Origin of the sequence: Kitasatospora sp. McL0602, from assembly GCF_052076145.1 — a bacterium.
GTDB lineage: Bacteria > Actinomycetota > Actinomycetes > Streptomycetales > Streptomycetaceae > Kitasatospora.
Genome location: NZ_CP197246.1, coordinates 1,413,449 through 1,437,151, shown reverse-complemented (window position 1 = coordinate 1,437,151; position 23,703 = coordinate 1,413,449). Strand labels below are relative to the sequence as shown.

Annotated in this window: 21 protein-coding genes and 1 tRNA gene; 10 read left to right on the top strand and 12 right to left on the bottom strand. The window is 71.8% G+C overall.

Annotated features, from left to right (window positions below; all coding sequences use genetic code 11):
- Positions 1–173 precede the first annotated feature (173 nt).
- Positions 174–251, bottom strand: a tRNA-OTHER gene (locus tag ACR68M_RS06730).
- Positions 252–428: 177 nt separating this feature from the next.
- Between ACR68M_RS06730 and ACR68M_RS06725 the strand changes: the two genes are divergently transcribed.
- The 5 genes from ACR68M_RS06725 (at position 429) to ACR68M_RS06705 (ending at position 6,765) form a co-directional block, all read left to right on the top strand.
- Complete coding sequence (locus tag ACR68M_RS06725) at positions 429–1,019, top strand: class F sortase (RefSeq protein WP_441249508.1); 591 nt, start codon at positions 429–431, stop codon at positions 1,017–1,019.
- Positions 1,020–1,174: 155 nt separating this feature from the next.
- Positions 1,175–2,002 carry a hypothetical protein gene (locus tag ACR68M_RS06720; RefSeq protein ID WP_441249507.1) on the top strand — a complete coding sequence of 276 codons (828 nt, stop codon included), beginning with the start codon at positions 1,175–1,177 and terminating at the stop codon, positions 2,000–2,002.
- Positions 2,003–2,109: 107 nt separating this feature from the next.
- Complete coding sequence (locus ACR68M_RS06715) at positions 2,110–2,751, top strand: response regulator (protein WP_441251526.1); 642 nt, start codon at positions 2,110–2,112, stop codon at positions 2,749–2,751.
- Positions 2,748–3,980: an ATP-binding protein gene (locus ACR68M_RS06710; RefSeq protein WP_441249506.1), complete on the top strand. Its 1,233-nt coding sequence runs from the start codon at positions 2,748–2,750 to the stop codon at positions 3,978–3,980. Before ACR68M_RS06715 ends, ACR68M_RS06710 begins: the two co-directional genes overlap by 4 nt.
- A gap of 178 nt (positions 3,981–4,158) precedes the next feature.
- Positions 4,159–6,765, top strand: coding sequence for a collagenase (locus ACR68M_RS06705; RefSeq protein WP_441249505.1), 2,607 nt, complete (start codon positions 4,159–4,161; stop codon positions 6,763–6,765).
- A 34-nt stretch (positions 6,766–6,799) separates the two neighbouring features.
- Here ACR68M_RS06705 and ACR68M_RS06700 read toward each other — a convergent pair whose 3' ends face one another.
- The gene (locus ACR68M_RS06700; protein WP_441249504.1) at positions 6,800–7,090 is read right to left on the bottom strand and encodes a hypothetical protein; all 291 of its coding nucleotides are present in this window, start codon (positions 7,088–7,090) and stop codon (positions 6,800–6,802) included.
- A 31-nt stretch (positions 7,091–7,121) separates the two neighbouring features.
- Between ACR68M_RS06700 and ACR68M_RS06695 the strand changes: the two genes are divergently transcribed.
- From ACR68M_RS06695 to paaI, 4 genes are all read left to right on the top strand, one after another.
- The gene (locus ACR68M_RS06695) at positions 7,122–7,895 is read left to right on the top strand and encodes a glycosyltransferase family 2 protein (RefSeq protein WP_441249503.1); all 774 of its coding nucleotides are present in this window, start codon (positions 7,122–7,124) and stop codon (positions 7,893–7,895) included.
- 200 nt (positions 7,896–8,095) lie between these two features.
- On the top strand, positions 8,096–9,541 hold the full coding sequence (locus ACR68M_RS06690) for a glyceraldehyde-3-phosphate dehydrogenase (protein ID WP_441249502.1): 1,446 nt from the start codon (positions 8,096–8,098) through the stop codon (positions 9,539–9,541).
- Between the two features lie 242 nt (positions 9,542–9,783).
- Entirely contained in the window at positions 9,784–10,425 is a 642-nt protein-coding gene (locus ACR68M_RS06685; RefSeq protein ID WP_441249501.1) for a hypothetical protein, read from the top strand.
- A 178-nt stretch (positions 10,426–10,603) separates the two neighbouring features.
- Positions 10,604–11,014: a hydroxyphenylacetyl-CoA thioesterase PaaI gene (gene paaI, locus ACR68M_RS06680; protein ID WP_441249500.1), complete on the top strand. Its 411-nt coding sequence runs from the start codon at positions 10,604–10,606 to the stop codon at positions 11,012–11,014.
- A gap of 36 nt (positions 11,015–11,050) precedes the next feature.
- Here paaI and ACR68M_RS06675 read toward each other — a convergent pair whose 3' ends face one another.
- The 10 genes from ACR68M_RS06675 to ACR68M_RS06630 all read right to left on the bottom strand — a co-directional run bounded on the left by ACR68M_RS06675 (position 11,051) and on the right by ACR68M_RS06630 (position 23,159).
- Positions 11,051–12,307 (bottom strand): phenylacetate--CoA ligase family protein, encoded by a 1,257-nt coding sequence (locus ACR68M_RS06675; protein WP_441249499.1) that lies wholly within the window; start codon positions 12,305–12,307, stop codon positions 11,051–11,053.
- A 48-nt stretch (positions 12,308–12,355) separates the two neighbouring features.
- Positions 12,356–13,228 (bottom strand): SDR family NAD(P)-dependent oxidoreductase, encoded by an 873-nt coding sequence (locus ACR68M_RS06670; protein ID WP_441249498.1) that lies wholly within the window; start codon positions 13,226–13,228, stop codon positions 12,356–12,358.
- Positions 13,225–14,517, bottom strand: a complete 1,293-nt coding sequence (locus ACR68M_RS06665; protein WP_441249497.1) for an MFS transporter — start codon at positions 14,515–14,517, stop codon at positions 13,225–13,227. Before ACR68M_RS06665 ends, ACR68M_RS06670 begins: the two co-directional genes overlap by 4 nt.
- Positions 14,514–15,749, bottom strand: a complete 1,236-nt coding sequence (locus tag ACR68M_RS06660) for a phenylacetate--CoA ligase family protein (RefSeq protein WP_441249496.1) — start codon at positions 15,747–15,749, stop codon at positions 14,514–14,516. Before ACR68M_RS06660 ends, ACR68M_RS06665 begins: the two co-directional genes overlap by 4 nt.
- Positions 15,746–16,774: an ATP-grasp domain-containing protein gene (locus ACR68M_RS06655; protein WP_441249495.1), complete on the bottom strand. Its 1,029-nt coding sequence runs from the start codon at positions 16,772–16,774 to the stop codon at positions 15,746–15,748. The genes ACR68M_RS06660 and ACR68M_RS06655 overlap by 4 nt, the downstream gene beginning before the upstream one ends.
- Positions 16,775–16,804: 30 nt before the next feature.
- A complete protein-coding gene (locus ACR68M_RS06650; protein WP_441249494.1) occupies positions 16,805–18,181 on the bottom strand; it encodes a KamA family radical SAM protein in 1,377 nt (458 codons plus the stop codon).
- Between the two features lie 6 nt (positions 18,182–18,187).
- Positions 18,188–19,894: a class I adenylate-forming enzyme family protein gene (locus ACR68M_RS06645; protein WP_441249493.1), complete on the bottom strand. Its 1,707-nt coding sequence runs from the start codon at positions 19,892–19,894 to the stop codon at positions 18,188–18,190.
- A 114-nt stretch (positions 19,895–20,008) separates the two neighbouring features.
- The gene (locus tag ACR68M_RS06640; protein WP_441249492.1) at positions 20,009–21,385 is read right to left on the bottom strand and encodes a flavin monoamine oxidase family protein; all 1,377 of its coding nucleotides are present in this window, start codon (positions 21,383–21,385) and stop codon (positions 20,009–20,011) included.
- On the bottom strand, positions 21,382–21,624 hold the full coding sequence (locus ACR68M_RS06635) for a phosphopantetheine-binding protein (RefSeq protein WP_441249491.1): 243 nt from the start codon (positions 21,622–21,624) through the stop codon (positions 21,382–21,384). Before ACR68M_RS06635 ends, ACR68M_RS06640 begins: the two co-directional genes overlap by 4 nt.
- A complete protein-coding gene (locus ACR68M_RS06630) occupies positions 21,621–23,159 on the bottom strand; it encodes an amino acid adenylation domain-containing protein (protein ID WP_441249490.1) in 1,539 nt (512 codons plus the stop codon). Before ACR68M_RS06630 ends, ACR68M_RS06635 begins: the two co-directional genes overlap by 4 nt.
- A gap of 209 nt (positions 23,160–23,368) precedes the next feature.
- Here ACR68M_RS06630 and ACR68M_RS06625 point away from each other — a divergent pair, with 209 nt between their 5' ends.
- Positions 23,369–23,632 (top strand): hypothetical protein, encoded by a 264-nt coding sequence (locus tag ACR68M_RS06625; RefSeq protein ID WP_441249489.1) that lies wholly within the window; start codon positions 23,369–23,371, stop codon positions 23,630–23,632.
- The last annotated feature ends 71 nt before the right edge of the window (positions 23,633–23,703 follow it).

The following is a 23,703-nucleotide window of genomic DNA, read 5'->3' as shown; positions in this document are numbered from 1 at the left end:
CCTCGCCCTGGTCTCCGTCGGTCTCGTCGGCGCTTTCGCCGTCTCGGGCTCGGCGGCCTTCGCGGACGGCACTCCGTCCGCCGCTCCGGCCTCGCCCAGCGTCTCCGCCTCGGCCAAGCCGAGCTTCTCCACGACGCCTCCGGGCGTTGCACAGCCGTCCGTCGCGCCGACGGCGGCCGGGACGGGCTCGAACCCGCAGGTGCACACCGTCCCCAAGGGCGGCGCCCAGACCGGTGAGGGCAACACCGGCCCGTCGACCGGCACGCTGGCGGCCGGTGGCGGGCTCGCCGCCGCGGGTGTGGCGGGCATCGGCTTCGCCGTCATGCGTCGCCGTGCCGGCGCACGGGGCTAGCCGACACCGTCGCCGCCGGCGCCCCAGGTGGGCGCCGGCCGCGGCGGTCGGCGCCCTCACCCTGACCCTCGGCGTCGTGGTCATCGGCCACGGCTCCGACCACCCGCCGGTCCGAATCAACACCTCCCAGCAGCTCCCGGCGACACCGGCCACCTCTGCTACCTCTGCCACACCGAAGACACCGGGCACCGGCGCAGTCCAGCCGACCGGCCACCCCGCCGCCCCGCCCGTCCACCTGACGATCCCCGGGATCGGGGTGGACGCCCCGGTCGAGGCCGGCGGTCTGAACGCCGACGGCACCGTGGAGGTCCCGCCACTGGACCGGCCCGGCCAGGTCGACTGGTACCGCGAGGGCCCCGCCCCCGGCGAGACCGGCCCCGCCGTCCTGCTCGGCCACCTCGACACCCACAAGGGCCCGGCCGTCTTCAGCCGCCTGCGCGACCTGAAGCCCGGCGACCGGATCGACATCCGCCGTCAGGACGGCAGCACCGTCTCGTTCCGGGTGCGCGAGCTCCAGCAGTTCCCCAAGGCCGACTTCCCCACCGAGCTGGTGTACGGGAACACCACCACCCCGCAGCTCCGGCTGATCACCTGCGGCGGCAGCCTGGGCGGCAACGGCCACTACAGCGACAACATCATCGTCCTCGCGGACCAGCTGCCCTCCTGACCTGCTGCCTTCCTGACGAGCTGCCTGTCTGACCAGCTGTCCTTCCGACCAGGCCCCCGGAAGGCGCGCGGCATCCGGTGTTGCAGACTGGACCACCGACCGACCACCGACCCGGCGCCCGCGCGTCACCGCAGCTCCCGAAAGGCGCACCCCACGTGAGGACCTGGATCGGAGGGATCGCCCTGGCGGTCCTGGCGCTCGCGGCGGTGACCGGCTGCTCCGGCTCCGGGCAGCTCCACGACGCCGGGCAGACCCGCTCTGTCACCGCCCACCCGAGCCCGCAGTTGCTCTGGCCGGCCGCCGTGGTCTCCCCGTCGCCCACCGCCGTGGCGCCCGCCGACCAGCCGCCGCCGACCGCGCTGCCGGGGCTCACCGCGCCGAGCGGAGACCCCCGGAGCCTGGACGCCCGCACCGTCCTGGCCAAGGACCCCGGGCTGTCCACCGAGGAGCGCGCCGCACTGGCGGGCTGTCAGGGCTGCCTGGTCCAGGACGCGAAGTACCGCGACCTCAGCGGGGACGGCCGACCGGAGCTGATCACCGCCGTGGTGACCGCCACCGAGGGCGCCTACCTGCACGTCTACACCGTGCGGGACGGTCAGGTCTTCCCGGTGCTGGGCCAGAAGGTGCTCGCCGGCTTCACCGCCGACACCGCCGGTTCGGAGCTCGTCGTGCACGAGCCGAACGGCCCGGACTCGCAGACCAACACCCGGTACGGCTGGCGGTCCGTCCGGATGGTGCTGATCGACCGGCAGATCAAGGGGACCGGCCCGACCTTCTCCCCGACGGTCTGCGCACCCACCGCCGGGCCGCCCCGGCCGTCGAGGAGCGCCTCGGACAACGGCACCTCCGACGGCAACCCGCGCCCCGGGCCTGCGGTCTCGGCCGCCCCGACCTTCGCCCTGCCGTCCGGGCTCCCCTCAGGGGTCCGCTCCGCAGCCCCTTCCGCCGTCCCCTCCATCGCCCCTGTGAAGCCGTCACCGTGAACGAGGCCAGCACCGTGAACCCGAGCACCGTGAACCCCAGCCCCGTGAACCCGCCTCCCCGCATCCTGCTCGTCGAGGACGACGAGGTGATCCGCGAGGCGACCCGGATGGCGCTCGAACGCTACGGCTTCCCGGTCGAGACGGCCGAGGACGGCCTGGAGGGGCTGGAGCGCTTCCGCGCGCAGCGCCCGGACATCCTGCTGCTCGACGTGATGCTCCCGCTGCTCGACGGGGTGGGGCTCTGCCGCCGCATCCGGGAGGAGAGCCAGCTGCCGATCCTGATGATGTCGGCCCGCACCGACCCGATCGACGTCATATCGGGCCTGGAGGCCGGGGCCGACGACTACATCACCAAGCCCTTCGAGAGCGCCGTCCTGGTGGCCCGGATCCGTACGGTGCTGCGCCGCACCGGCGTCACGCCCCAGGCAGGGACGGAGCCTCCGGCCGCCCCGGAGAGGGCGGTCCGGGTGGTGGACGGCCTGGAGCTGGACACCGAGGCGATGGAGGTCCGGATCGCCGGGCGGCAGGTGCCGCTCACCCCGACCGAGCTGCGGCTGCTGCTGGAGTTCACCGCCGCGCCCGGCGTGGTGCTGGAGCGTCAGACGCTGCTCGAACGGGTCTGGGACTACTCCTGGGGCGCCGACAGCCGGGTGGTGGACGTCCACGTGCAGCGGCTGCGCGCCAAGATCGGCGCGGGCCGGATCGAGACCATCCGGGGCTTCGGCTACAAGCTGCGGCGGGCCGGGTGAACCTGCGGCGGCAGATCGCCGCCACCGTCGCCCTGGTCTCCTTCCTGGTCGCCCTCACCGTCGGGCTGCTGGTCCATCAGGCCTCCGTCCACCAGCACACCGCGCAGGCCAGGAAGTCGGCGGAGAACGCCCTCGACTCAGCTCTCACCGGCTACGACCGGACGGGCGAGTTGGTGGGCTGGAACACCGTCCCCAACGATCCGGCGCTCCCGCCGGAGCTGCGGCGGCTCGCCGAGCGCGGGCGGCAGGGGTCGGCGCTCGGCCCAGGGCCGAACGGCACCGCGATGTGGGGCGCGGCCGGGATCGGCGGGGGCCCCACGCCGGTGCAGGTGGTGTCCGTCCGGGTGGACTACGCGGACGACGAGAAGGCCATCGCCGAGCTCGACCGGACGATCCTGGTCTCGGCCGCCCTCTCGGTGGTCGTCACCGTCCTGGCCGGGGTGTTCGCCGCCGACCGGATCAGCCGCCGGCTGCGGATCGCCGCCCGGACGGCCCGCACCATCGCCCAGGGCGACCTGGCCGCCCGGATCGGCCCGCTGGGGCGTCCGCGCGACGAGGTCGCCGAGCTGGCGGCGGCCGTCGACTCGATGTCGGCGGTGCTGAGCAGCAAGCTGGCGAGTGAGCAGCGCTTCACCGCCGACGTCGCGCACGAGCTGCGTACGCCGCTGACCGGGCTGCTCACCGCCGCCGAACTGCTGCCGCCGGGCCGGCCCACCGAGTTGGTCCAGGACCGCGTCCGGGTGCTGTGCAGCCTGACCGAGGACCTGCTGGAGGTCTCCCGCCTCGACGCCCGCGCCGAGCGCCCCGAGCTGGCGGTCGTCCCGCTCGGCCCGGTGGTGACCCGGATGGTGACCCGGATGGTGGCGGCCGCCGGGCAGCCGACCGAGCTGCGGGTCGTCGCCGATGCCGTCGTCACCACGGACGTGCGCAGGCTCGACCGGATCGTCTCCAACCTGGTCGCCAACGCGCACCGGCACGGCCGCGCCCCGGTCCTCGTCCAGGTCGACGGGCCGTGCCTGACCGTCCGTGACCACGGCGCGGGCTATCCCGAGGACATCCTGCGGGAGGGCCCGCAGCGCTTCCGCACCGGCGCCCGCGAACGCGGCCACGGCCACGGCCTGGGCCTCACCATCGCCCAGGGCCATGCCGAGGCCCTCGGCATCACCCTGCACCTGCGCAACGACCAGGCAGGCGGTGCGGTCGCCGAACTCCGGCTGCCGACCGACTGACGCATAGCGCCCGCTGGGGGACGAAGCACCGCGAATCGTAGGGGCGATGACGCCTGCCCGAAAGCTATATGACGTGTGACATTGTTCATTCGCTCATCCGGTGGCAGGATGCACGTCAACTCCCCCTCGCCCGCGCTTGACGTCCAGTCAGCTCCCCCCACAGGTGAAGGATTCAGCAGTGCGTCTGCGAATATCACTCCCCACCGTCATGGCCGTCGTCGCCGGCTGTGCCACCGCCGCCACCATGCTGCCCGCGCCCGCGCTGGCCGCCACCGGCCCCGTCACCGCCAAGGCGTCGGCTGTGGGCTCGCTCGTCGCCCCCAAGCCGCTCGGTCCGATCGTCGCTGCCGCCGCCGAGGACTCCGCCCCGGTCGCCGCCCCGCTGCCGCCGGCCCTGCTCGGGCAGGTCGTGATGGGCCAGCCGGCCGGCACCGCCGTGCAGACCACCCCGCGCCCGGCGCAGCAGAAGGCGTCGGCGGGCAAGCCCGTCAAGTCGGCCGCCGGTGCCGCAGCGGCCGCCGTCGGCAACGCCGCCGCCCCTGCGGCCGCGGCCGCCCAGAGCTGTACGCCGGGCGACTTCGGCAGCCGGACGGGTGCCGATCTGGTCGCCTTCGTCGAGAGCTCGACGACGGACTGCGTCAAGACGCTGTACAACGTCACCGGCACCGACGCGGGCAACATCTTCAAGGAGCAGCAGATGCTCTCCGTCGCCAAGGCCTTCCAGGCCCTGGCGGCGAACTACACCGGTGACAACTCGACCGGCATCTGGCAGCTCGTGATCTTCCTGCGGGCCGGCTACTACGTCCAGTCCTACAACGCCGGTGCCGTCGGACCCTACTCCGCCGCGCTCACCGCCGCGACCAAGGCCGGTCTCGACGCGTTCTTCGCGAGCAAGCACTGGGCGGACGTCAGCGACAACAACGGTTTGGTGCTGTACGACGTGCTCGTCCTCACCGACAGCGCGAACATCCAGGGCAGCTACCTGAACGTCTACAAGCAGGTCCTGAACGGCTACAACAACTCGTACAACGCCTTCCCGAAGATGGTGAACGCCGTCAACTCGGTGCTCTCCGCGCCGCTCTGGCGGGCCAGCTGGAACCCGGACTTCGTCGCCGCCGTCGGCGCCGACCCGAGCATCCTGAACACGCTGGGCAGCTTCGCGCTCAACCACAAGGACCTGCTCGGCACCGCGAACGCCTTCCTCGACGTCAACGCGGGCAATGACCTCGCCCGGATCTCCGGTGACAGCCCGACCATCGAGGCCGTGGCCAAGCCGCTGGTGAAGGCGGTGCTCGACTCCGCGCAGATCACCGGCGTCACCGGCTCGCTCTACGTGCACACCGCCTTCCAGGCGAACCAGTACGACGGCGCCCAGTGCGGGTACTACAACACCTGCAACCTGCCGGCGAAGCTCACCGCCGCCGTCCTGCCGCACACCCTGGTCTGTGACAACCGCACCGTCCAGGCCGAGGCGCTCACGGCGGCCGACCTGGCCGCGGTCTGCGCCAGCCTCCAGGGTGAGGACACCTTCTTCCACAACCTGGTGAAGGACAACGGCCGCGTCCCCGGCCAGTACGACAAGAACATCACCCTCGCGGTCTTCGCCAACCAGGCCGACTACCTCACGTACTCCTGGGCGATCTTCGGGAACTCGACCGACAACGGCGGTCAGACCCTGATGGACCCGACCGACCCGAACAACCAGGCCGTCTCGGTGATGTACCAGAAGTCCTGGATCGACGGCTTCACCGGCAACGTGTGGAACCTCAACCACGAGTACACGCACTACCTCGACGGTGTCTACGACATGAAGGGCACCTTCTCCCAGGAGATGTCCGTCCCGAACATCTGGTGGGTCGAGGGCGTCGCCGAGTACCAGTCCTACACCTACCGCGGCACCACCGACACCCAGGCGATGACGGAGGCGGCCAAGCACACGTACAAGCTCAGCACGCTCTTCCAGAGCACGTACGGCAACTCGGACTCGACCCGTGTCTACCCGTGGGGCTACCTCGCGGTCCGGTACATGTTCGAGAAGCACCCGGCCGACATCTACTCGATGCTCGGGCACTTCCGCACCGGTGACTACCAGGGCGGCTACGCGGTCTACAACAACATCGGCACCGGCTACGACGCCGACTTCGACGCCTGGCTCAACACCTGCGCCGGCGGGGCCTGCTACGCGGCCGGCCCGACGTCCCTGTTCGACCAGTCCGTCAGCGGCCCCACGGTCACCCTGACCGACCGGTCGATCGTGACCGCCAGCTCCAACAAGATCACCTCGTGGCACTGGAGCTTCGGCGACGGCACCACCGCCGACGTGCAGAACCCGACCCACAGCTACGTCGCCGCCGGTACCTACACCGTCGACCTGACCGTCACCGACAGCGCGGGCAAGAGCGCCAGCACCCCGACCTCCGTCACGGTGGCCGTCGGCACCGGCACCGCCACCCTGCCGACCTGCACCGACACCCGGACCGACGCGATGGGCCAGAACTGCTCCCGCGCCAACCGCGCCCGCACGGCGGGCAGCACCGACTACATGTACGTCTACCTGCCGGCCGGCACCAGCACGCTGAAGGTCACGACCTCCGGCGGCACCGGCACCGCGTCGCTCTACTACAACGCGGACACCTGGGCCTCGCCGAGCGCCTTCACGGCCTCGTCCACCAACCCCGGCACCACCCAGGCCATCACCGTCACCAACCCGACGGCCGGCTACCGCTACATCAGCCTCTACGCCAACTCCGACTTCAGCGGCGTGACGATCAGCACCCAGTTCTGATCCGGCACTCCTGACCCCGCGTCACCCCGGGCAGTCACGGCCGGGCGGTCCCCACCGCCCCCGTGGCTGCTCGTCGGCGCGTCCGGAAGACGAAGGCGTCGAAGTCGGGCAGGCGCCGCCACGGTTCGGCGCGGGGCAGGAACGGATCGAACCCAACGGCGCGCAGCCGCGAGGAGGTCACGTCCTCCACGTATGACTGGCCGGTGGTGAGCCGGTTGATACGGTGCAGGTCCACGTCGTAGCCGACGACGCGATGGCCCACCTCGGCGGCGCGCGCGGCGAGTGGCAGTCCCACGTAGCCCTGACCAGCGACAGCAACATCCATGACGACTCCAACCCGGGTGAGGAGCACCGCTGTGCCCCTGGTTTCTGTGGTGATGCCGGTGCACAACTCGGCCGCCACTCTCGGCGCGTCGGTGCGCTCCGTACTCGCGCAGACCCACGCCGATGTGGAGCTGCTGGTCACCGACGACGCATCCACCGACGGCTCCATGGGCCTGCTGCAGGACCTGGCCCGCCAGGACGAGCGGGTGCGCCCGCAGGCGGCTCCCGAGCAGGGCGGCGCGGCCAGGGCCCGCAACCTCGCCCTGGCGCGGGCGCGGGGGGAGTACGTGGCCTTCCTCGACAGCGACGACATGTGGCTCTCGGAGAAGGTGGAGCGGCAGCTCGCGTTCGCCGCCGAAGGCGATGCTCCACTGACCTTCACCTCCTACTACAAGGTCGCCGGCGACTACACGGGCGAGGCCGCCGACTTCGTCCCGAACGGGCGGGTGGTCGCGGCACGAGAGAGCGTGACGTACCGGGACATGCTGGTGCAGGACCACATCGGGGCTCTGACCGCGATGTACTCCCGGACGGTGCTGGGCACGCGGCTGATGCCGGACATGCCGAAGCGCCAGGACTACGCGTTGTGGCTGGCGATCATGCGGGACGGGCACCTCGCCCGGGGTCTGCAGGAGCCGCTGGCCGTCTACAGGTCCGGCCGGGCGGGGTCGCTCTCCTCGAACAAGATGGCGCTGGTGGAGCACAACTGGGCGCTGTACCGCGAGCACGAGAAGCTCTCGGTCGTCCGGTCGACGCGGGCTCTGGCCGGGGCTGCTCTGCACTCGCTGCGGAAGTCGCGCATCTAGCGCGGGCGGCGCGACGACTGCGTGCGCGCCCTCCTGGCCGCTCGCTCCGGTCTCACCTTCTGCCGGCCGTCTTCGGGGACGTACCCGGCTGACCTGGGCGGCCATGTGGGTGGGGTGGTGGCTTGGGGGTGGGACCGGTCGAGTGATCGCGGGGGCCGAAAGCTAGCATGTGAACATCGCCTAACCCGAAAGATGGACCTGTGACTGTCAACGAGGACGTGTTCACGAACTGGAAGAACCGAGAGGAGATCGCGGAGTCGATGATCCCGATCATCGGGAGGCTGCATCGTGAGAGGGACGTCACCGTCCTGCTTCACAGCCGCTCCCTGGTGAACAAGTCGGTGGTCAGCATCCTCAAGACTCACCGGTTCGCCCGCCAGATCGCCGGTGAGGAGCTCTCGGTCACCGAGACGCTGCCCTTCCTGCAGGCGCTCGCCGCGCTGGATCTCGGCCCTTCCCAGATCGACATCGGCATGCTGGCCGCGACGTACAGCGCGGACGCCCGCGGCCTGTCGGTCGAGGCGTTCACCGCCGAGGCGGTGGCCGGTGCCACCGGCGCCAACAAGCTGGAGCGCCGTGAGCCGCGCGACGTCGTGCTGTACGGCTTCGGCCGGATCGGCCGTCTGCTCGCCCGCCTGCTGATCGAGAAGGCCGGCTCGGGCAACGGGCTGCGGCTGCGTGCCGTCGTCGTCCGCAAGAGCGCGGGTGACGACCTCGTCAAGCGGGCCTCCCTGCTGCGCCGGGACTCGATCCACGGCCAGTTCCAGGGCACGATCACGGTCGACGAGGCGAACAACAAGATCATCGCCAACGGCACCGAGATCACGGTGATCTACTCCGACGACCCGACCACGGTCGACTACCCGGCGTACGGGATCAAGGACGCGATCCTGATCGACAACACCGGCCGGTGGCGTGACCGCGAGGGCCTGTCGAAGCACCTCCAGCCCGGTATCGCCAAGGTCGTCCTGACCGCACCCGGCAAGGGTGACGTGCCCAACATCGTGCACGGGGTCAACCACGACTCGATCAAGCCCGACGAGCAGATCCTGTCCTGCGCGTCCTGCACCACCAACGCGATCGTCCCGCCGCTGAAGGCGATGGCCGACGAGTACGGCGTCCTGCGTGGTCACGTGGAGACCGTCCACTCGTTCACCAACGACCAGAACCTGCTGGACAACTACCACTCGTCCGACCGTCGTGGCCGCTCGGCACCGCTCAACATGGTGATCACCGAGACCGGTGCGGCCTCGGCCGTCACCAAGGCGCTGCCCGACCTCAAGGCGAAGATCACCGGCAGCTCGATCCGGGTGCCCGTGCCGGACGTGTCGATCGCGATCCTCAACCTGCAGCTCGCCCGCGAGACCACCCGCGAGGAGGTCCTCGACCACCTGCGTGAGGTGTCGCTGACCTCGCCGCTGCGCCGCCAGATCGACTTCATCAGCGCCCCCGACGCGGTCTCCAGCGACTTCATCGGTTCGCGCCACGCCTCGATCGTCGACGCGGGTGCCACCAAGGTCGAGGGCGACAACGCCATCCTCTACCTGTGGTACGACAACGAGTTCGGCTACTCCTGCCAGGTGATCCGGGTCGTCCAGCACGTCTCCGGCGTCGAGTACCCGACGTACCCGGCCCCGGCGGCCTGACCTCAGCGGTCCGACCCCGACGCCTGACCCCGACGGACGGGGCGGTGGTGCGCTGCACCGCTGCCCCGTCCGTTCGCGTTTCCCGGGCCGGGGAATCGGACTGACCGACTGTCACTTTCCGTTCCCTGCACGTTACTTGTCGTGTCAGGGCCGCCGTGGAACGATTGCCGCCCGGCACCGGTCCCGGTGCCGGGGGGTTGGGTGGGTGTGGGGGCGCCCGCCCTGTGTGGGGGGAGAGACAGATGGCACTTCAGTTCATCGGCCTGTTCGCGAACGACCCGATCTTCCAGGCGGCTCAGGCCGAACTGGCGCTCTGCGACCGCCCGGCGGCCGCAGCCGACGCGGTCTGGGGGCTGTGGCCGGCGCCCGCGATCCTGGGGGCCACCATGCTGGGCAAGTTGGCGAACATCCCCGGGGCCAACGTGGTCGTGCGGGGCGCCCAGGGGCGGATGCCGGTCGGGGAGACCGAGTTGATCGGTGTCCCGGCCGGAGGCCAGCAGCAGGACCTGACGGCGGAGACCGCCGGTTCGCTGCGGGTCTGGCTCGCGGCGCACCCCGGCGCGGCGCTCACCGTGGTGGTGAAGCTGACGACGAGCGCGAGCACCCGATTCGCCGGGACGATCGTGGAGATCCTCAACCACGAACTGGCGGCGCACGCCGAACCGTACGCCGACTTCCTGATCGCGGAGGCGGCCGCCCCCGGGACGGGTGTGCTGGGCACGGCCGCTCAGCAGCACCTGGCCCTGGCCGCGGGCAACCCCCGGTACCGGCTGATCGGCGCGGAGTACGTGACGACCCACCTGGGAGCCGACCAGGCGCCGCGCTACCGGGCCCGGATGGCGCAGGACACCGTGGCGAACGCGACCCTGCCGCCCGGGGTCTGACCGTCGAAGATCGCCACCCCGCCGAAGACCGACCGGCGGGGTGGCGCGCCGGGGGCGGACGGCCGTTGACAGGCGGCGGCGCGGCTCGGTGTAATTCGGGGAAGACGCGGCCGGACCAATTCGCGCCGTTCCCGGGGGAGAGCAGGAAGTCGTGGGCGCGGAAAGCGGTTCGGCCGCCGTGGGGAATTCCAGGATCGCCGCGCTGTACGAGCGTGACCAGGCCTGTCAGAGCCTAGGAATTGCGCTCGAAGAGGTCTCCGTCGGGCGGGCGTCGATGCGGATGCGGGTGACCGCGAGCATGGTGAACGGGCACGGGATGGCGCACGGCGGCTTTCTGTTCCTGCTCGCCGACGCGGCATTCTCGTACGCCTGCAACAGCTACGGCCCGGTGACGGTCGCGCAGGCCGCGCAGGTGACGTTCCTGGCCCCGGCGGCCGTGGACGACGAGCTCGTCGCGGAGGCGGTGGAGCGGGTGCGTGCCGGGCGCAACGGGATCTACGACGTCACCGTCCGGCAGTCGACCGGGAAGGTCGTGGCGGAGTTCCGGGGGCAGAGCTTCGTGCTCGCCGGAAAGCCGCGCACCGACTGACGGATCGGTCGGTGCGCGGCTGAGAGCCCGGCCCGGTCAGGCCGGTGGGCGCTCGTCGATCACCTGCTGGAGCTTGCCCGTCCGGGGGTTGGTGGCGAGTCCGGAGCGCGGCACCCACTCGACGACGAGGTGGTGGATGGCGCCCAGTGCGACCTCGGAGGGGTAGAGCGGGCGGGCCCGGTAGACCGCCTCGACCAGGCGGGCGCTCAGCTCGGCGGGCGGCTGCTCGGTGCACCCCAGCCGCAGGATCAGGCCGTCCCGGCCGTCCCAGCGGCGCTGCACCAGCTGCATGCCGGAGATGAAGTGGTCCCGGTCCGCCTCGATGAGCACCGCGCGGATCTCCTCGGTCGGCATCGCGACCGTGCCGACCCGGGCGCCCTCGTTCGACCGGCCGACCAGCCGGAACCGCTGCCGCCCGGGGTCCACCCACTCGGCCCGGTCACCGGTCGGGTAGCGCAGGATCGGCATCAGCGTACGGAACAGGTTGGTGACCACCACCCGGCCGGGGACGCCCGGTTCGGTGATCGGCTCGCCGGTCACGTCGTCGACGAGCTCGACCACCGTACGATTGGGGAAGGCCTCGTGCACCCGGACGTCCTCGCCCGGCACCGGTGCGCCGACCAGCCCGGCATCGACCGAGGCGTAGCCGAGCGAGGAGACGGCCGCCTTGGGGAAGGCCCGGGTGAGGATCGGGCGCAGGTCGGCGAAGAGCAGGTCGCCGCCGAAGAGCAGCAGCTCGATCGAGTCGGCCGTCCGGTCGTGCCGGACGAGGTGCTCGGCCACCGCGCTGAGCTTCATCGGCTCGCCCGCGAGCACGTGCACGCCGAACCCGGAGATCAGGTCGGCGATGTACTCCTCGGAGGCTGCGCCGCCGACCGGCAGGCGGACGTTCTCCACCGGTGCGTGGTGCAGGGCGTTCTCGATGTAGAGGAAGCCGCCGTAGAGCTCGCCGGCGCAGAACAGGTTGGCCACCCGGTGGCCCGGCCTCAGCCCGGCCTGGACGAGACCGGCGCCGAAGGCCGTCACCGAGTCGGCGTGCTCGGTGCGAGTCCAGGGCGAGAACTTCGGAACTCCGGTGGTGCCGCCGGTCTTGTAGACGCCCGCGTCGGTCAGCGGGCCGGTCAGCAGGCGGTTGTCCGGCCAGGTGTTGGCGGCCCAGAAGGCGCCCTGGTCGATGACGGGGAGCTGGGTGAGGTGGGAGATGGTCTGCGGCACGTCGCGGTAGGTCTCGGCGTAGAACGGCGAGTTCGTCCGGGCGTGGTCGACCAGTGCTTGGAGTGGCTTCGCGGGCACTGCGGGCTCCTGTGCGGCTGGAGGGTGCGGGTAGTGGGCGCGGCGCGGCTAGGGGGTGGTCGGCGGGCGGCCGATCCAGGTGCGGGCGAGGGTCTGCACGGTCGAGCCGTCGCGGTCGGTGAGCTTGTGGGCCAGGTAGTCGGCGGCCCAGGCGTTCGCCGGGACGCGGAACGGCGGCCGGTCGGCGGCGAGCGTCCGCAGCACGACCTCGGCGACCTCCCGGGCGGGCTGCCCGGCGGCCTCCCAGCCCTGGCTTCCGATCCAGCCGAGGTAGTCGGCGAAGGTGTCCGCGTACGGGCCGGAGGCGGCCTTGATGGTCGTCCGGTCGATGTCGGGGAAGACGCCGAAGGAGGTGTCCGGTACGTAGCCGGGCACCACCACCGACACCTGGACGCCGTGCGCCCCGGCGACCGGCGCGAGGCTCTCCATGAACCCCTCGACGGCGAACTTCGCCGCGCAGTAGGCCTCGTTGAACGGCTGGCCAACGACGCCGTGCACGCTGCCGATGGTCACCAGGCGGCCCCGGCAGGCCCGCAGCAGCGGCATCGCGGCCCGGCTGACGGCGACGACGCCGAAGAAGTTGACCTCCAGATTGGCCCGCAGCGCGGCCGTCGTCGACATCTCCATGGTGGGGTCGGAGTTGGAGATCCCGGCGTTGTTGACCAGCGCGTCCAGCCGGCCGTACGTGTGCTCGACGCCGGCGAGGCAGTCCGTGACGGAGTCGGGGTCGGTGACGTCGAGGCGGCGCACGTCCACGGTGACTCCGGCGTGCCCGGCCGCGTCGAGCAGCGCCTCGGCCCGGCCGGGCACGCGCATGGTCGCGACCGTGGTGTAGCCGGCCTTCGCGGCGGCGACGGCGGTGGCCAGGCCGATGCCGGAGGAGGTCCCGGTGATCAGCACCGTCCGGTGGCCCGCCGTCATGACGCGGTTTCTGTCAACGCAGGGGCCGTGCTCGGCACTTGGGGATCCTTGCGGTCGGCGGCGTCCAGCAGTGACTGGATCCGCAGCGCCGGGAGGAAGGAGCAGGCCGCCAGCAGGGTGCCGCCCGCCATCACGGCGCGGGCCGCGTCGAGGACGCCGAGCGGGCCGGTCAGCAGGGTGACGGCCAGGCCGCCGGCCAGGGCGGCCAGCGGGATCACGCCCCAGGTGACGGTGCGGAACGCGGCGTGCATCACGCCCTGGTGCTGCGCGGACATCCGGGACTGCCGGGTGGGGGCGCTGCACACGTTGATGCAGGACATGAAGAAGCCGTAGCAGCCCATCGTCACGGCGATCACCGGCCCGGCGGGCAGCGACGGCGCGGCGAGCACGCCCAGGCCGACCAGGCAGTGCAGCAGCAGCGACCACGCCAGGGTCCGTCCGGTGCCCATGCGTCGGCTGATCCTGGGGGCGACCACGGCCCCCGCCAGTGCGCCGACCGCCGCGACCGACATGGCCGCGCCGAAGACGCCGACGGTGAGGCCGAGCCCCCGGTAGGAGAGGACGGGCAGCACGGTGACGAAGACCGGGCCGCCGCAGTTGAGCGTCACCGCCGCCAGCACCACCCGGCGCAGCACCGGATCGGCCCAGTTCAGCCGGAAGCCCAGCGTCAGCCGCTGCCACACCGAGCCCTGCACGACGGTCCGTTCGCCCCAGGCGGGCATGGCGCGGAAGCACAGGGCCGAGACCAGGTAGCTGGCCGCGTCCACCAGCAGGGCGGCGACGCCCAGTGCGCTGTAGAGCCCGGCGGCGATCGACGGCCCGGCCACCTCGGCCACCGAACCGCTGCCCTCCAGCCGGGCGTAGGCGCGGACGAGGTGGTCCTTGGAGACGACGGCGGGGACGGCGACCAGGTACCCGACGTTGAAGAAGATCGTCGCGCTGCTGATCACCGCCACGCAGCCGACCAGCAGCGGCGTGGAGAGGAAGCCCTGCCAGTACGCGAGCGGGACGACCGCCACCGCCACCAGCCGGACGAGGTCGCAGACCAGCATCGTCCAGCGCTTGTCCCAGTGGTCGACCAGCACCCCCGCGACCGGCCCGAGCAGGGGGATGCCCAGGTACTGGGCCATCGCCACCACGCCCACCTGGAGGGCGCTCGCGTGCAGCACGAAGATCATCAGGGTCGGCACCACGAAGACCGTGACCCGGTCGCCGACCGTGCTGACCGTCTGGCCGAGCCAGAACAGGTTGAACCTGCCGCCGAGCGAGGCCGGTCGGAGCGCCTTCAAGACTCCTCCCGTACGACGAAGTTGGCCGTCTTGCCGGTGCGGTCGTTGCTGACCAGTGCCGGGACCTTCCGCACTCGGACGGCCTGCGGGTCGTGCTGGAAGCCGGTGCTGAGGGTGAACGTCGCGCTCAACAGCTCGGCGCGCAGCCGGTCGGCGTCCACGGCGGTGCCCAGCCCGGTCGGGTCGGTCAGCAGCAGGACGTCCACGCCGGTGGCGCGGCCCTGCTGCTCGGTGATCACGATCTGCGCCCGGGAGATGCCGGGCTCCCGCTCCAGCTGCGCGACGATCTCGTCCACGTGCAGGCCGAGGCCGCGCACCTGCACGACGTTGTCCCGGCGGCCGAGCACCTGCATGGCTCGGCCGGGCCGCCCGCAGGGGCAGTCGGTGATCCGCCCGGCGTCGCCGGTGCGGTAGCGCAGCACCGGGTTGAGCATCTCGGGGTTGAGCGTGGTGAAGTCCAGCAGGTCGTCGGGGCCGACGTGCACCAGCTGCTCGGGCAGGGTGTGGAAGGTGTCGTCCGGGCAGGCCGGGGTGTTGGTGCCGACGACCCAGGTCTCGGTGCTGCCGAACATGCCCCAGCGGCGGGCGTCCGGCGCCACCACGGCCATGTCCTCGGCCAGTTGGGGCTGCCAGGCCTCGCCGAGCCAGAGCACCTTGCGCAGCGCCGGGAGCTTCAGCCCGGCGGCGCGGGCGTGCGCGAACCAGAGCCGCAGCACGCTCGGAGTGCCGCCGATCGCGGTCACCCCGCGCGCGGCGAAGAACCCCAGCCAGTCGGCGTACTCCTCGCCGGTCACCGAGCCCAGCGCGATGACCTGGCAGCCCGACAGGTCGGCCAGGGCGGCGGCGAGGAAGTGCGCGCCCCACATCCGGCCCGCCCCCCAGGCGTTGACGAACACGTCGGCCGGGCCGAGCGGCTGCCACTGGGCGTGCACGCCGGTCATGTAGAAGCCGGTGGGCGCGTAGCCGAGCTTGGGTGCGCCGGTGCTGCCGCCGCTCTGGAACAGCCAGGTGGCACCGTGCTCGGCCTGCGGCTCCAGGTGCGCCAGGGCGGTGTTCAGGTCGTCCTTCAGCAGCGGGGGCAGGGCGGCCAGTTCGTCGAGGGTGCGGACGGTGTCGTGGCCGGTGTAGCGCGCGGCCAGCCCCGGTACGGTCCGCAATCGCGTCAACGTGCGCTGGGCCACGCCGAGTCGGGGTGCGGCGGCCTCGGGCGGGAGCGAGAACTGCTCGGTCATCTCTGGTCCGTCCCTGAGTGGTGGTGGCGGGCGCCGTCGGCCAGCCACCTGGCGTGGGCGTCGCGGTAGGCGGTGAAGCGGGCGCGGGTGATGTCGCGCTGGAGGGTGCGCTGCGGGTCGTCGAAGTCCGGTGCGATCACGCCGTCCGGCTCCAACTCGGAGAACCAGTACCGCTCCCCGTCGAAGAGGAAGTCGACGCAGAAGAACGGGATCGGCAGCCGCTCGGCGAAGTAGGCTGTGGCGGCGGCCAGTTCGTCGGGGACGTCGGGGAACTCCATCAGGCCGCCCCGGCTGGCGTTGGCCACCGGCGAGCCCGGTTGCGGGGTCCGCTTCATCACGGCGTACGGCTTGCCGTCGACGACGTACACCCGGTAGTCGACCGTGCCGTCCCCGAGGTAGGGCTGCACCACGAGCGTGGTGTCGCCGCCCTGCGCCAGGCTGGCCAGGCCCCGGATGTCCTCCCGGCTGCGAGCCAGGTTGATCCCGCCGCCGCCGCACCACCCGGAGGGCTTGACGATCGCCGGGTAGGTCATGGCGTCGAGCGCCACTTCGTAGAGGTGCTTGCCGACGTCCCGGCCGGTGCCGATCCGCACCGTCGGGATCGCGGGCACCGGCGAGCCGCCGAAGTGCAGCAGGGTGGCCAGCTTGTCGTTGCCGATCAGCGACACCTGCGGCGGGAACGGCAGGTAGAAGCCCGCCTGTTCGAGCACCGCGTACAGGGCGTACTGGTTGAAGATGTCCATCGACTGGTAGGGCAGCGAGTAGAGCGCGGTGACGAAGAGCGTGTCCTGCGGGGTCACCAGCTCGTCGTCGACGTAGACCAGCGGCTTGCCGGGGCGGGTGGCGTCGACGGTCACGGCGTCGGGGGAGTGCCGAGTCCAGCTCATGCCCAGGCCTGCGGCGGTCTCCGCGTAGAGGTCCCAGAAGAAGTGCTCCCACATGGCGGTCGCCCGGGTCGACTCCCGGTCGGGGAAGATCCAGCACATCCGGCGCAGCGGGGGTGGTTCGCTGTTGGTGAGGGTCACGGCGGGTCCTTCAGCGGGAAAGGTTGGGGTTCAGACGGCCGGTCGGCCGGGCTGCTCGGACCACCAGCGGCGGCCGGGCTCGGGCAGGGTGTCCAGCGGGTCGTAGTACGGGTGCCGCCGGTCGAGCGGGGCGTCGGGCTCGCCGTCCAGCCCGGTGCGGTAGTTCTTCGTCCAGTACGAGATGCCGCGCTCGCGGTCGTAGGCCACCGCCTGGTGCACCCAGCGCTTGCCGACGTCCGGCACGTCGCAGACGATCCGGGGCGTGGCGTAGCCGGGCAGGTAGCCCATGATCGCCTCCTGGAGCCGCTGGGCCTCGTGTACCGAGGTCCGCCAGTGCTCGGCGCCCGGGATCATGTCGCACAGGTAGAAGTAGTAGGGGAGGATGTTCGCCTCCCCCTGGAGGGCGAAGCAGAGATCGAGCAGGTCCTCGGCGGTGGCGTTCACGCCGCGCATCAGCACGCCCTGGTTGCGGACGTCCCGGACACCCGCGTCCAGCATGGCGCGGGCCGCCTCGGCGACCAGCGGTGTCACCGACTGCACGTGGTTGGCGTGGGTGTGCACGGCGAGGTTGACCGAGCGACGGGCCGCGACGGCGGCGACCCGGCCGAGACCCTCGACCACCTGCGGCTGGAGCCAGTGCTGCGGCAGGCCGACGACCGCTTTGCTGGCGAGCCGGACGTCGCGGATCGACCCCAGCTCCAGCAGCCGCAGCAGGAACGACTCCAGTTGCGGCCAGGGCACGTTGGCGAGATCGCCGCCGGAGACCACCACGTCACGGACGGCCGGGGTGCGCTTGAGGTAGTCGAGCATCTGCTCCTGCCGGTCGGCCGGCCGGAGCAGCAGCTTCGCCTTGGTGACCTGGGGGGTGGAGTTGCCGACCAGGTCCATCCGGGTGCAGTGCCCGCAGTACTGCGGGCAGGTGGCGACCAACTCGGCCAGCACCTTGGTCGGGTAACGGTGCGTCAGACCGTCCACCACCCGCATCTCCGCCTCGTGCAGCGAATCCCGCTCGGCCATCGGGTGGCTCGGCCGGAGCTGCTGCCGGTCGGCCCGCACCGGCAGCATGTAGTGGCGGACGGCGTCGGCCAGGAACGCCTCGGTGAAGGAGGCCGGGTCGGTCGGGGCGTACGGCGCCATGGTGTTGAGCATCTGCGGCGGCAGCAGCATCGACATCGTGGCGAAGTCGGCCTGGTCGGCGGCGAGTTCCTCGTAGAACCGCTCGGTGAGCAGCCCGCCCACGACGGCCCGCAGCTGGCGGATGTTCCTGATGCAGTGCACCCGCTGCCACTGGGCGTCCCGCCACTGCGCCACGGTGACGTCGCGCCAGCCCGGCAGCCGCCGCCAGTCCGGCTCGGCCAGCGGGGTCCGCACGTACTGGTACGGCTGTCGGATCGTGTGCTGGAGCATCGGGTGCTACTGGCCGGTGAAGAGGGTGGCGAAGCGCGTCCGCAGCTCACGCTTGAGCACCTTGCCGGTCGGCCCGAGCGGGTAGTCCTCCGGCGTACGGGCGATGCTCACGGCGGCGAGCGCGGCCAGACCGGCGTCGGCCAGCGCCTTGTTGGCGGCCTGCTGGATCTCCTCGGCGCTGCTCCCGGCCGCGTCGGCCTGCAACCGGACGACGGCGAGCGGGAGTTGGCCGTCGCCGGCCGTCCCCGGCACGCCGATCACCGAGCAGTCCTGCACCAGGTCGGCGCAGTCGGCCAGCAACACCTCCTCGATCGGCAGGCTGTGGACCGGGCCGCTCGCGGTGTCGATGACGTCCACGGTGCGGTCGAGGTGGTAGAACCGGCCCTCGGCGTCGCGCCGGGCCAGGTCGCCGGTGAGCCAGTACCCGGCCAGCTCGAAGCTGCCGGTGAGCTTGGGATCGTTCCAGTACCCGGGCGTCCGGGACGGGGTGACGACGCCGAGCAACCCGACGGCGCCGTCCGGGAGTTCGTTGCCGTCCTCGTCCAACACCGCCGCCTTGAGCACCACGTCGAGCGGTTTGCCGACGCAGCGGTCGTCGCGGGCGCTCTCCGGGGTGGTGACCTGGCCGAACAGCGCCATGCCCATCTCGGAGGAGCCCAGGCCGTCGATGAACTGCGAGCCCGGCAGGGCGGGCCGCTCGGCCTTCTGCTGAGGCAGCAGCCAGGGCTCGATCAGCCCGGCCGGCCGCTCTCCGAGCTGCACCAGGCGGCGGATGTGCCCGTAGTGCGCGCTGTCCCCGGTGTTGAACCAGGAGTGCACCCGGGCCGCGCCCGCGACCGGCAGCTCACCGGTGGCCAACTCGACGAACGTCCGGGGGAAGGACGCGACCATGGTGGGTCGGAAGGCCTCCATCACCGGCTCGACGACCGCCCGCCGCCAGTCCGACATCACCACGGTCGGCAGGCCGAGCAGGGTCGCGGTGAGGAAGTAGCTGAGGCCGCCCGCGTGGGTGTGCGGCATCAGCGACATCAGCCGGTCGTACGGCTCGGCGGGGAAGCGCTCCATCCGCGGCTGCTTGCCGTCCCAGAACTGGCGGTGCGCCAGCATGGTCGACTTCGGGGTGCCGGTGGTGCCCGAGGAGTGGATCAGCGCGACCACGTCGTCGGCCGCGTGCCGGTACGGGTACGCCTCGGGGAGCTGCGCCGACCCGGCCTCGAAGGCCCGGATCTCGGCCGCCATCGCGATGAAGCGGGGCCGGTGCTGCGGGGTGTCGCGGTAGGCCGAGGCGAGCCGGGTCGGGTCGTCCGCGACGACACCGACCACGCCGACGTGGTTGAGGTAGCGGACCATGACGTCGTGCCGCATGGCGTCGTTGACCAGGGCCGGGACGGCGCCGAGCGCGGTGAGGGCGAAGAAGTGCAGCAGCGGCTCCAGACCCTCGCCGACCACCACCCCGACCGGCTCGCCCGGCCGCACGCCGTTCGCCCAGTACCACTTGGCGTAGTGGTCGCGCAGCAGGGCGAGGTCGAGCAGGCTGTGGCCGCGCAGCACGACGCCGCCACGGTGGTCGGTGTAGTGGCTGAACGCGAACGGCACCGCGCGGTTGGGGTTGACCGCGATGGCGTGGTCCAGGAAGTTGCCGGCCCCGAGGGAGGGCTCGGTCATCAGCTGCTGTCTTGCGGCGAGGGGTGCGACGGAACTCCGGACGCTCATGGCGGTCTCCCAGGGGCGGACTGGTGGTGCGGTGCGGGGGGTGGGGGTGGTCTGGCGGCGTACGGGATGTGGGGGCGGGATGTGGGGGCGGGCCCGGACAGCGGCGGGCCGGGTTCAGTGGCGGGCGAGGACCTCGGCGGCGGCGCGGCGGCCGGAGCGAATCGCGCCCTCCATCAGGCCGAAGTACTCGGTGCTCGTCTCGGTGCCCGCCCAGTGCACCCGCCGGTGCGGGGTGGTCAGCGTCGGGCCGAGCCGGAGCCAGTCGCCCGGACCGAGGAGCGCGGCGTAACAGCCCTTGCTGTACTGCTCGTTGACCCAGTCGGTGAGGTGGAAGCCGATCGGCTCCGGGAGCATCGGGAACAGCCGGGCGGCCTGCTCGACCGCTGCGGCGCGCTGCTGCTCCGGCGCCAGTGCGCCGTACCGGTGGGCCTCGGAGCCCGTGACGAAGCCGGTCAGCACGCCGACCGTGCCCCCGGCGGGGGAGTCGTCCACGGTGGAGAGCAGCGGGCCCTCGGCGTTGACCGACCAGCCGGAGAGGCCGTGCGAGCGCCAGAGCGGCTCGGGGTAGACCAGCTGCACCTTGACCGCGCAGCCACGGGCCGTCCGGCCGCCGGCCCGTCGGGCGGGCAGCTCCGGCCGGTACTCGACGGCGTCGGCCAGCAGCGGCGGCAGCGCCACTACCGCGACGTCGGCCCGGTGGGTGCCGCCCGTCGAGTGCACGGTCACGCCGGACTCGTCCTGGTGAACCGCCAGAACTGCTTCACCGAGCTGGAGTTGGACGCCGGGCAGCTCCACGAGCCGTTCGCACAGCTGGTGCGCGCCGTCGGCGATCCGGTCCTGCTGGGCGCCGCCCTCGAAGGCGTTGAGATAGCGGATGCCGCCGCCCGAGCGCAGGTAGAACGCCAGGTGCAGGACGGAGACGTCGGCCGGGTCGGCGGCCATCATCTCGCCGAGGAAGAGCGGGAAGAAGAGCCGGGCGTCCGGGTGGGTCAGGTGCTGGTCGGCCCACTCGGCGGCGGTCAGGGTGTCCAGCCGCTCGGCGTCCGGGGTCAGCCACGGCGCGTCCGGCCGGACGGCGGCGGTCAGTTCGTCCAGCAGCTCGAACATGTCACCGAGGGCCACGGCGTTGAGCGGCGGGAACCGCCCGTCCCGGGTGGTGTCCTCGGTGCCGAGTGCGAAGCGGCTGGCGCCGAGCATCGTGGTCGGCGTGGTCTTGAGCCCCAACCCGGAGGCCATCTCGAGCAGTTCGGTGTGACGATCGCCGAGGTAGGCGGCTCCGGCATCGACCCAGCTCCCGGGGGCGACCTGGAGCCCGTGCGTCCGGCCGCCGACTCTGTCCCGGGCCTCCAGCACGGTGACCGCGATGCCAGCGGCCGCCAGCCCCGCCGCAGTGGTCAGCCCGGCCAGCCCCGCGCCGACCACGACGGCGCTGCTGACGCCGCCGCTGACGTCGCTGCCTCTGCCGCCGCCGTCGCTGTCCTGCCCGCTCATCTGGCGGCCGCGATCAGCTCGGCGAGCCCCTGCGGGGTGGGGGCGAGTACGAAGTCCTCGAAGGTGAGCTCGACGCCGTGGCCGCGCGCGATCGCACTCAGCACCCTGGTGGCGAGCAGCGAGTCGCCGCCCAGCAGGAAGAAGTCGGAGTCCGCCGTGACGTCGTCGCTCTCCAGCACGCGTCGGAAGACCGCCACCACGGCTTCGGTGGTGGTGGGGGTGGTGGTGTCAACGCTCATCGAAGGTCTCCTTTGACCTGAAAGTGTCCGACCTGACCGTGGGGGGTGTGCCGCCGGTGCGTGCCCGCCCGGTCGACCTTTCCGCTCGCGGTGAGCACGAGTTGCGGGACGACGGCTATCCGGCTCGGCACCAGGTGGCCGGGCACCCGGCCGCGCAGGTGGGTGAGCACCTCGGCCGGCAGGGTCGTTGCCGTCGCCGGGGCCCGTGGCACCACGTACGCGACCAGTGCGGACCGTCCGGCCAGCATCGCTCCGGCCACCGCCACCGCGCTGACCTCGGGGTGCGCCGCGATGTGGGCCTCGACCTCGGCCGGGTCCACCCGGATGCCGCGCACCTTGATCTCGCCGTCGAGCCGGCCCCGGTGGGTGAGGACGCCGTCCGGCGAACTGCTCACCCGGTCGCCGGTGCGGAAGCACCGCTCGCCGTCGACGACGGTGAACCGGGCCTCGGTGGCCTCCGGCAGGCCCAGGTAGCCGAGTGCGACGGCGGGCCCGCCGATCAGCAACTCGCCCTGGTCGCTGATCTGTTGGACGACGTGCGGCAGGGCCCGGCCGATCGGCGCCGGAGTGTCGGCACTCCATCCGGTCGTCCGGGGGAGGGCCTGCGGGCCGTGCAGGTCGACCGCGTGGGTGATCAGTGTCGTCTCGGTGCACCCGTAGGTGTTGAGCAGGCGGATGTGCCCGGTGTCCAGTCTGCTCCAGTCGGCCAGCCGCGCCGGGCTCGCCGCCTCGCCGCCGATCACCAGCAGCCGGACGCAGTCGGGCAGGCCGAGCCCGTCCTCGGCGAGGTGGAGCACGAGCTCGTGCCAGAAGGCGGTCGGCAGGTCGAGGACGGTGACGCGCTCCCGTTCGACCATCCGCAGGAAGCGGGGGAAGGACCCGGAGTGCGCCTCGGCGTCGATGACGAGGGCGGCTCCGGCGGTGAGCGTCGGCAGGATCTCCTCGAAGCAGGTGTCCCAGTTGAGCGAGGCGAACTGGAGCACCCGGTCGTCCGGTGTCAGCCCGAACAGCTCGCGCAGCGAACGCACGGCGGCGGAGACGGCGCGGCGTGGTGTGACGACTGGCTTGGGCTGCCCGGTGGAGCCCGAGGTGAAGAGAATGTAGGCCGGGTCGTCGGGATTCGGGGTGGGATTCGAAGCCGGATTCGGGGCTGGAATCGCGCCGGGATTCGCGCCGGGAATCGGCTCCGGATTCCCTTCGGGGCTCACTGTTGTCCGGCATCCCGTGGCCGACAGCATCGCCTGTCGGCGCTGCAGCGGGAATGCCGGGTCGACGGGGCAGTAGACGCCGCCGGCGGCGAGCACCCCGAGGAGCCCGACCACCGTTTCCGGCGTGTGCACCGCCCGTACGGCGACCACGCCGGGGGCCGTGCCCAGGCGTCCGGCCAGCCCGTTTGCCAGCTCGGTGAGCTGACGATACGTCAGAGTCTGCCCGTGGTGGGCAATTGCCGGACGATCCGGATAGTGAAGAGCAATTTCCGTGAATACGTCAAGCAGGTCGGATGCGACCGCGTTGACGCCGGGGTTTCTTGACATGGCCGCCCCAAGCAATGTTTTGCGAGCGCCTGTCCGTGCTCGGCGAACCGGGACTCTACCTTCGAACATGCGGAGCCACAATGGTTGTTGAGGACGTCAGTTCAAGATGGCGTGGTGGAACTGTGAACCCGTCCGGGTGTCCGAATGATGACAGAAGTCGGTGCGCCGGAGCTCTGGAAGATATGACGACCGGTCAGTAGTCTCGCCGCATGCGATGTGGAGTGTGCGGGTCCGAGCGGCTCGGCCCGCTGGGGGAGCTGACCTCCGGCAACCGGCCGGGTGACCAGCGGTACCTCCGGCTGCGCTTTCCCCGGCCGAAGTTGCTCAGTGCCCGCCCGCAGTACGACGCCTACTACGCGCGGGCGTGCCGGGACTGCGGCGCGGTGATCCCCTTCCTCGGCCCGGCCGTGCTCAAGCGCTTCGCCGCCGAGGCCGAGGGCCTCGAAGGGCTGGAGGGCGAGGAAGGCGGCTGAGCCCGACAAGCCGGAAGTGGCCGCATGAGCTGCGGTCTCCGGTGGGTAGGTCTTGGCATGTCCTCCGCCAT